The sequence below is a fragment of the Marivirga lumbricoides genome (genome assembly GCF_014636295.1).
GTDB lineage: Bacteria > Bacteroidota > Bacteroidia > Cytophagales > Cyclobacteriaceae > Marivirga > Marivirga lumbricoides.
The window spans coordinates 19,101-27,322 of sequence record NZ_BMEC01000028.1; the positions used below are offsets into that span (position 1 = coordinate 19,101).

An 8,222-nucleotide genomic window follows, 5' to 3' on the forward strand; every position below is an offset into this window, starting at 1 on the left:
AATGTCAGAGAAGGAATTACGTGATAAAGTGAACGGTCTTTTGGATGAGAATATGGTTAAGGGGTACTCTAAAACGGCTGGCCGTCATTTTCACTATACTAAACCTTCTCCGTCATCATATCCATTTCAATTCTTTTGGGATACTTGCTTTCACGCCTTTATTCTTACAGCCTTAAATCGTGCTGATATGGCTAAAAAGCATTTGCAAAGTCTTTTTTCTTTACAGAATGAGGATGGTTTCGTAGGACATATGATTTACTGGAATAATGTATTTCCCAAGCGATATACAGATATATTTCAATCTAAACCCGGCCTAAAGTGGAAGCTTTTTAAAACCCATATGAGTGCATTGTTACAGCCACCCCTGGTAGCCCAGGCAGTGCAGAAAGTATTCATGGCTTCCAATGATCTCGAATTTCTGAAAGAGATGCTGCCCAAACTAAAAAAATTTTATAATTGGATAGCCATCAATAGGGATTTTGAAGGAAAAGGTTTGATTTCAATTATTTCACCCTTTGAGTCAGGTATTGATTGGAAACCGAGTTTTGATGAAGTGGTTAATTTTTCTTCCAAAAAAGCAAACTGGTGTTTATTTATAAAAATTATTTGGGTTGATTTTCGAAATTTCATTAATAATTACAACGGAAGAAAAATTTATAAACAGGGATATTTTATAGTCAAGGAAGTGGGGTTTAATACTATTTACGCACAAAATCTTTTAGCAATGCATCAGCTATGTGAAAAACTAGGAGACCCAGATGCCCAAATCTATAAATCGAGATATGATCAGACTGTAAAAAGCATACTCAAAGTAATGTACGATAAAGAAACAGCAGCTTTCTATGATGTACATGGCAAAGACAATAAAAAAATAAAGGTACTTACACCAACAATTTTTTTTCCTGCTGTAATAAAAGATATACCCACCGATATATCCAAGAAAGTACTTCAAAATCATTTTTTTAATAAAGAAGAGTTTGATGTTCCATACCCCATACCCTCAGTTTCAATAAATCATCCAGCATTTGATCCTAATCAGTCATTATATATTTGGAGAGGCCCTACCTGGATTCTTTACAACTGGTTTATGCATAAGCATTTAATGGAAAACGGCTGGGAGAAAGAAGCTCATAAGCTAATAGAAAGTATTAAACAGCTTATAGAGATCAGTGGTTTTAGAGAATATTATAATCCATTTACAGGTGAGGGACATGGGGCAAGAGATTTTACGTGGTCAGGTTTAGTGCTTGATATGATTCAGATGGAAAAAAATAAGGAACTATGAAAAATCAAATCACCTCAAAAATAGCAGTCCTAACCGGGGCTTCGGCAGGGTTGGGTCGGGCATGTGCAAGAGAGTTTGCAAGCCAAGGTTACAATGTTGCTGTAATAGCAAGAAACCTTGTAGCGCTTGAATCGGTAAAGCGAGAAATTGAAAGTTATGGCAGCAAAGGCATGTATGTACAGGCAGATGTGGCAGATGCTAAAGCTTTGGCTGAAGCTATAGATAAAATTGAATTGGAATTGGGAGAGATTGATATTTTGGTAAATAATGCCATGGTAAGCGTATTTAGCCCCGTAAGTAAAATGGATCCGGATGAATATCTCAGAGTGACCGAGGTAACCTATCTTGGGCAAGTTTATGGCACCTTGGCTGTTCTTAAAAAAATGAAAGCCAGAAATAAGGGATCGATCGTTTTTGTGGGTTCAGCATTGGCATACAGAGGAATACCTTTACAATCAGCATATTGTGCTTCTAAACATGCAGTAAAAGGTTTTTATGAATCCCTACGTGCTGAACTCATGCATGAGAAAAGTAATATTAAGATTAGTACGGTAGAATTACCAGCTATGAACACTACTCAGTTTGGGTTTGTAAAATCAAGGTTGTCAAACAAGGCAAGACCCATGGGTACAATCTATCAGCCTGAAGTAGCCGCCAAAGCCATAGTACACGCGGCAAAGCATAAAAGAAGAGAGTATTTTGTAGGTTTTTCTACCATAAAAACCATATGGGGAAACAGGCTGGCTCCGTGGTTTGTGGACTGGACACTTTCCAGAAGTGGTATTTCCGGTCAGCAAACCGATCAGCCGGAAAATAAAGAAAGAAATCATAATCTCTGGGATCCGGTGCCTGGAGATCATGGCGTGCATGGAGGCTTTGGAAAAAAGTCCAAGAATTTCAGTTTAACGTTTTGGTTTGACAAAAGACGGCATAAAGTGATGGCTCTTGTACTAATTCTTGTTGCCATTGTAATAGCATATATTTTAATAAGGGGCTGAGTAATGTCTTTAAAAGAAAATTTAAAAACCTACGAAACACTATCTGAAGCATTAAAAGATTTGAAAGAAAGAGGTTACACAGAAGATCTCAACCTCAAACCAGGTCGATGCTTTTTACCGTTTTGAGGAAATAAGTAACCCTGATGACAACAGCATAGTTTACACAATTAGTGGAAAAGGCGGGATCAAAGGAATGATAATGGATGCTTACTGGGCTTATAGTGAAAGCCTCAATGAAGCTATAGTTTAAAAACTAAAAATCTGATTTCAGAACAAAGAGGAAGATATAAAAAAGATCATTATGGAAATAAAACAATTTTATGATAAAGCACTCTCTCAACTGTCTTACGCCATCGAAAGCCAGGGACAAATAGCCTTGGTAGACCCAGCAAGGGATATCCAACCTTATCTGGATTTTGCCAAACAATACGGTGGGGAAATTGTGGCGGTGCTTGAAACACATCCGCATGCGGATTTTGCTAGTAGTCACCTGGAAATATCGAAAAGATTTAATGTCCCTGTCTACATTAATTCAAAAGCGGGAGTCTATTATGATGCCAACGAACTTGGACATAATGAAGAAGTCCAAATTGGAGATTTAACCTTTCGCGCTTTATTTACGCCCGGTCATTCTCCTGACCATAACGCATATTTATTACTTGAATATGGTGTTGAAAAAGCGGTTTTTTCGGGTGATGCCTTATTTGTAGGTGATGTTGGACGACCCGACCTCAGAGAGGGTACCGGCAACATGCAGGTTAGCAAAAAGGAATTGGCCGGCATGATGTACGATACGATCAATAAGGTCTTCAGCAAATTAGATGATGATACAATCGTCTATCCTGCCCACGGGCCGGGATCGCTGTGCGGGAAAAACATGGGTAAAGAATTACAGACCACAATAGGAAAGGAAAGAAGTAATAACTGGGCCTTTCAAATCAAAGACAAGGATCAGTTTATAACGGATTTTCTAGATGGTCAGGCTTTCATTCCTAAATACTTTCCCTACGAGGTTGAGGTAAATCGAAAAGGTATAGACTCGCCAGAGGAAGATATTCAAAAAATATACGAAGCTAAAACAATTGATGAGAAGGCGTTAATCATAGATGTCAGAGACCAGGAAAAGTTTAAAAAAGGTCATATAAAACAATCTATTAATATTCAATTAGGTGATGACACTTCAAAATTTGAGACCTGGTTGGGTTCAATCGTAGGCCCGGATGAGAGTTTCAATCTCGTTGCTGAAGATCGCGCAATGTTAGAAAAGGCGGTTAGACGTACGGCCAAAATAGCTTATGAAGGTCATATTACCGGTATGACCTATCAGTTACAGCAATACGACCTGTATGCTGATCAGCAGATAGACCTACAGGATTTCAAACAAAACCCTGACGATTATACCATACTTGACATCAGAAATGAACCTGAGGTAGCTGATGGCAAGATTTTCGAAAAAGCCATTCATGTACCCTTACCCGAACTAAGAGAACGTATTACTGAAATTCCTGATCACAGGCCAGTAGTCGTGCATTGTGCCGGTGGGTATCGGTCGGCAGCAGGATCGAGTATCCTGGCAACTGAGTTTGCTGATGTCGCAGTTTATGATCTGAGTAAAGCAATAAGTGATTTTAAATAATCGTAAAAAAATTTTAGAACAGTAAAATATATACAGATGAAATACTATCACGAATTATTTAATCATTAAACAATAAAAACTATGATGGACAATATGAACATGGACGGTTGTGGGCTTATGTGTGTAGGCATGTGGCTTGGTGGAATTTTACTTATTGTTGTATTAGTTCTGCTTGTGATCTGGCTGTTTAAAAAGATCAAAAAATAATAATAGCATGGAGAATCTTCGCCCCGATATATTCATGATCCCGGTAATTACTTTAGGGTTGGTCACAGGACTGTTTTTCTATTTCCTAAAACGGGTCTCAGATAAATATATCTATAAGCAATATATTGTGACAATAGCCATATTGGCTTTTGTATTCAATCTTATTTGGGAAGTGTCTCAAGGGTCCCTTTATAAAGGATATGAATATGATTGGCAGCATATTTCTATTTGTGCCCTGGCATCTGTGGCGGATATGCTAATGGTACTCATTCTCCTTTTTCTTTTTGGATTGATTTATAACAATGTGTTTTGGACCAAAAATTTCACAACTTTTCGAATAGTTATTTTAATGTTAGCAGGTGGAGTGGGAGCTATAATAGCTGAGGTGTGGCACACTTCCAGAGGTGATTGGGTTTATGCTGAGAGCATGCCTCTAATACCTTGGGTGGAGGTGGGTATTTCACCAGTGCTTCAATTCACCATTCTGCCTCTTTTAATTTTCATTATAATTAGTCGGCTTGTATTACCAAAAAATGAGCTATGAACGGTAACCGGGCACAAAGGAGAAAAGCGGATCAGAGAATATTATGATGGTACTAAAGAAGAGGAGGTAAATCAACTGATCCAAGATCTCCCACTTTTAATTCAAACAAAACGCAATTAATATGGAACATAATCACAAGCAAGGAGCCGAACAAAGTAACCCAGATAAATCACTTTCATCCAACGGACAATATTATTGTCCCATGCTATGCGAGGGTGACAAAAAGTACAATAAGCCAGGAGATTGCCCCGTTTGCGGAATGGACCTGGTGAAAGAACAAAAAGCCTCAGATAAAATTGCTACTGAATACACCTGTCCTATGCATCCGGAAATAATAAGAGATGAACCCGGAAGCTGCCCAATATGTGGGATGGATCTTGAGCCGGTGGATGTTACAAAAGAAGATCAGGAGGATGAAAAAGAGGCACTTAAAAAGCTATCACGGAAATTCTGGATTGCCACCATATTTACAATACCTGTGCTTTTTCTTTCCATGGCACAATATGTTGGTATTGATATTTCCCTTTTTATTGATGAGAAAACCAATGGCTGGATTCAATTTATCCTCTCCACTCCGGTAGTTTTTTATTCCTGCTGGGAGTTTTTCAAAAGAGGTTATCGGTCAATCATTAATAAAGCGCCCAATATGTGGACATTGATCTCAATAGGTACAGGCGCTGCCTATATTTTTAGCATAATCGGTTTACTATTCCCTGAGCTTTTTCCTGCTCAGTTTAAAACTGATGAGGGCACTGTACATTTATATTTTGAAGTAGCCACTGTGATCCTTACTCTGGTGTTACTGGGACAACTGATGGAACTGAGGGCACGAGGACAAACAAATTCAGCTATTAGGGAATTGCTCAACCTGGTTCCACCGGAAGCAACTGTTATTCGGGATGGGCAGGAACAAGTAATTCCGCTGGAAGAGGTTCTTATGGAAGATATTATCAAGATCAAACCAGGAGAAAAGATTCCTGTAGATGGAGAAATAACAAGTGGAAAAAGTAGCATTGATGAATCTATGATCACTGGTGAGCCAATGCCTGTTGAGAAAGCCGAAGGTGATTTTGTGATTGGAGGTACAATAAATGAAACCGGAACTTTTAAGATGAAGGCTCTTAAAGTTGGTAGCGATACCTTACTCTCACAGATCATTGACATGGTAAATAAAGCAAGCCGCACAAAAGCGCCAATACAAAATATGGCTGATAAAGTGTCAGGTTATTTTGTGCCAATAGTCATAGTTATTGCCATTATTTCTTTTACTATATGGGCAGTATGGGGCCCTGAACCTTCCCTTGTTTATGCTTTCACCAGTGCTGTTACGGTTTTAATTATTGCCTGCCCATGTGCCCTGGGGTTAGCTACACCCATGTCCATTATGGTTGGAACGGGAAAAGGCGCTAAGCAAGGTGTATTGGTAAAAGATGCCAGGGCTATTGAGGAAATGCATAAAATCGATACACTGGTTATTGATAAAACCGGAACGATTACGGAAGGGAAGCCTGTCCTGCAACAGGTAAAATCTATAAATAATACCTATTCTGAGGACGAAATACTTGCCTTGGTGGCTTCTCTTGAAAATAATAGTGAGCACCCACTTGCACACGCTATTGTTAAAGGTGCGGAGGCTAAAGGAATTAAACCTGAACCAGTTGATGATTTTGAGTCCATAACCGGTAAAGGAATCATGGGCAGAATTAATAATAAAAAAGTTGCTATAGGAAATGTAAAGCTATTAGAGCAATTCAGTCTAAAGCTGAAACCTAAATTTGTTGATAATGTTAAAAAGCGACAAATGGAGGGTCAAACTGTAATGTTTGTCATTATAGGAAACGAAGTAGCTGGTTTTATTAGTGTAGCAGATCCAATAAAAGAATCTTCAGCAACGGCTATTCGGAACTTGCAGGACCAGGGGTTGGAAGTGATCATGCTTACCGGTGATAATAAAAATACTGCTAAGGCAGTGGCCGATAAATTAGGATTGGACGGTTTTGAAGCCGACCTGTTGCCTGAAAACAAATATGAAAAAGTGAAAGAGCTACAACAGCAAGGTAAGAAGGTTGCCATGGCTGGTGATGGCATCAATGATGCACCGGCCCTGGCACAAGCAGATGTGGGAATCGCTATGGGCACCGGTACCGATGTGGCCATTGAAAGTGCAAGCCTTACCTTAGTGAAAGGTGAGTTGGACGGAATAGTAAGGGCAAGGAAGTTGAGTACGGATGTGATGCGTAACATTAAGCAGAACCTGTTTTTTGCATTCATTTATAACACCTTAGGTGTGCCAATTGCCGCAGGTGTCCTGTTTCCATTTTTTGGATTGCTTTTAAGCCCGATGCTGGCCGCAGCAGCCATGAGCCTGAGCTCCGTGAGTGTAATAGTGAATAGTTTGAGGTTGAGGTGATTATCAGCCTATAAAAGATATCAACTAAACACTTGTTCAGATAGAGGCTCATTTTATTCATCAATCAGGAGTTTGAGAGATTAATCAACTCCTAATTCAATAATTCAACTTTGCAATACCCTTGCATTGTATAATTACGTATATTTGCAAAAATGAAAATCGCGTGCTACATATTAAGCATTTATTTGATTTCTGCTATAGGGATAGCATGCCCGGATACTATGCCTCATGCTAATAATATTGATAATATTTCTGTCGTTAATAGCAATGATACAACTCACGATCAAGAGGGACCCGATGGTTCTGATGATTGCCCTCCGCTATGTGTTTGTCATTGTTGCCATATGCACGTTGTTCTGTCATACCCAATAGAATTTAAACATCCCGAAAAATTACCTGTTTTATATTCTGCCTATTTTCAGGATTTCAGAAGCACTGAAATCTCCGATTTTCTCAAGCCCCCCAAATAATAATTCTTCTTGGTCTGACAGGATAAGTATGCCCTGTTGATAAAATCCACTTTATCAGAACTAACTGGGGCTTTTACTTACCACTCAGGCATTTTCTTTAAATGAGCCTTTACCATTTAAAAGGCATCCTTTTACTGTGTTCAATCTTATTCAGAAAATTGAAAAAATTGAATAAAAACAAAACAAAAAAGAGGAAAAAGAGAAGGAAGAAAATCACGGTCAAGATTCTACTGAAGTGGTTTTTGATTGTGCTGATTAGTGCAATCCTTATTATAGCAACTATTGCCAGACTTCTTCACATTTTCATTTTCCATGTCAAATAATTTAAAGTCGTATGATCAATAAAATCATTTCTTTTTCAATAAAGAATAAGTTCATCGTGGGCCTGCTCACGCTGGCGCTCATTGGAGTGGGTATATACTCCATGTCCACCGTCAATCTGGGCTCTGTACCCGACATTACCAATAATCAGGTGCAGGTAATTACTGTATCAGAAAACCTGGCCACTGAGGATATCGAACAGTTCGTTACTTACCCTGTGGAGCTGGCCATGGGCAACCTGCCGGGAGTAGATGAAATCCGTTCTGTTTCGAGGTTCGGCCTCTCTGTCGTTACCATTGTTTTTGAAGACGATATGGGTACCTATCTGCCCCGCCAACTGGTACAGGAAAA

At 39.0% G+C, this 8,222-nt stretch carries 7 protein-coding genes; all 7 read left to right on the forward strand.

All coding sequences use genetic code 11. The features are described from left to right. Position 1 precedes the first annotated feature (1 nt). The gene (locus IEV85_RS24245; RefSeq protein WP_188467864.1) at positions 2 to 1,285 is read left to right on the forward strand and encodes an amylo-alpha-1,6-glucosidase; all 1,284 of its coding nucleotides are present in this window, start codon (positions 2 to 4) and stop codon (positions 1,283 to 1,285) included. Further along, complete coding sequence (locus IEV85_RS24250) at positions 1,282 to 2,283, forward strand: SDR family oxidoreductase (RefSeq protein ID WP_188467865.1); 1,002 nt, start codon at positions 1,282 to 1,284, stop codon at positions 2,281 to 2,283. The genes IEV85_RS24245 and IEV85_RS24250 overlap by 4 nt, the downstream gene beginning before the upstream one ends. Before the next feature lie 301 nt (positions 2,284 to 2,584). Continuing rightward, entirely contained in the window at positions 2,585 to 3,919 is a 1,335-nt protein-coding gene (locus IEV85_RS24255) for an MBL fold metallo-hydrolase (protein WP_188467866.1), read from the forward strand. Positions 3,920 to 4,133: 214 nt separating this feature from the next. Then, positions 4,134 to 4,670: a hypothetical protein gene (locus IEV85_RS24260; protein ID WP_188467867.1), complete on the forward strand. Its 537-nt coding sequence runs from the start codon at positions 4,134 to 4,136 to the stop codon at positions 4,668 to 4,670. A 121-nt stretch (positions 4,671 to 4,791) separates the two neighbouring features. Beyond that, entirely contained in the window at positions 4,792 to 7,080 is a 2,289-nt protein-coding gene (locus IEV85_RS24265; protein ID WP_188467868.1) for a copper-transporting P-type ATPase, read from the forward strand. A 152-nt stretch (positions 7,081 to 7,232) separates the two neighbouring features. Beyond that, positions 7,233 to 7,550 (forward strand): DUF6660 family protein, encoded by a 318-nt coding sequence (locus IEV85_RS25280; protein WP_425562914.1) that lies wholly within the window; start codon positions 7,233 to 7,235, stop codon positions 7,548 to 7,550. 334 nt (positions 7,551 to 7,884) lie between these two features. Further along, the coding region (locus IEV85_RS24270) for an efflux RND transporter permease subunit (protein WP_188467869.1) at positions 7,885 to 8,222 on the forward strand (338 nt) is incomplete at its 3' end.

Excerpts from the sequence above, each read along its gene's own strand:
- IEV85_RS24245 (WP_188467864.1), top strand. The coding sequence starts at position 2 with ATGTCAGAGAAGGAATTACGTGATAAAGTGAACGGTCTTTTGGATGAG.
- IEV85_RS24250 (WP_188467865.1), top strand. The coding sequence starts at position 1,282 with ATGAAAAATCAAATCACCTCAAAAATAGCAGTCCTAACCGGGGCTTCG.
- IEV85_RS24255 (WP_188467866.1), top strand. The coding sequence starts at position 2,585 with ATGGAAATAAAACAATTTTATGATAAAGCACTCTCTCAACTGTCTTAC.
- IEV85_RS24260 (WP_188467867.1), top strand. The coding sequence starts at position 4,134 with ATGGAGAATCTTCGCCCCGATATATTCATGATCCCGGTAATTACTTTA.
- IEV85_RS24265 (WP_188467868.1), top strand. The coding sequence starts at position 4,792 with ATGGAACATAATCACAAGCAAGGAGCCGAACAAAGTAACCCAGATAAA.
- IEV85_RS25280 (WP_425562914.1), top strand. The coding sequence starts at position 7,233 with ATGAAAATCGCGTGCTACATATTAAGCATTTATTTGATTTCTGCTATA.